We start from the raw sequence: 504 nt of genomic DNA, 5'->3' as shown, positions 1-504 counted from the left end.
ACCAGACCAGCGCTCTGGATGCCGTTGTTTCGCTACTTCAAAGACCTGTACACGTTGTCGCAAGATTGCTGCATCGCGGCCATCATGACGCTGTGCTGGCGTCACAAATTTCAGAGCGCTGTGCTTATGCTGGTGGTTGTACCACTGTACAAATTTCATTGTCCAATCCCGCGCATCTTCTATCGTGGCGAACGGCTTGCTCGGATAGTTCGGCCGGTATTTGCAAGTCCGAAACAGTGACTCCGCATAGGCATTATCGTTGCTCACCCGTGGTCTGCTGAACGATGGAATGATCCCCAGCCTTTCCAGCGTTGCCAGCATCGTCGCACCCTTCATCGCACTACCGTTATCCGAATGCAGTACCACTTCACGGCCAGCCAGTCCCTCAGCCAGACTTGCACGCCGCAGCAGCAGTGATGCCAGTTCAGCCGACTCTGCGACATGAATTTCATGCCCGACAATCTTTCGACTGTAAACATCGAGCACCATGTACCAGTAAAAATA

Annotated in this window: 1 protein-coding gene; it reads right to left on the bottom strand. The window is 53.0% G+C overall.

The genetic code is table 11. The annotated features are described in order from the left end of the window. On the bottom strand, nucleotides 1-504 hold a 504-nt coding region (locus tag ACO0K1_RS20285; protein WP_423029020.1), incomplete at both ends, for a transposase.

It is taken from the genome of Undibacterium sp. SXout20W (assembly GCF_049340285.1).
In the GTDB taxonomy this organism is placed as follows: Bacteria; Pseudomonadota; Gammaproteobacteria; order Burkholderiales; family Burkholderiaceae_D; genus Undibacterium.
This window is presented reverse-complemented; position numbering and strand designations above follow the sequence as displayed.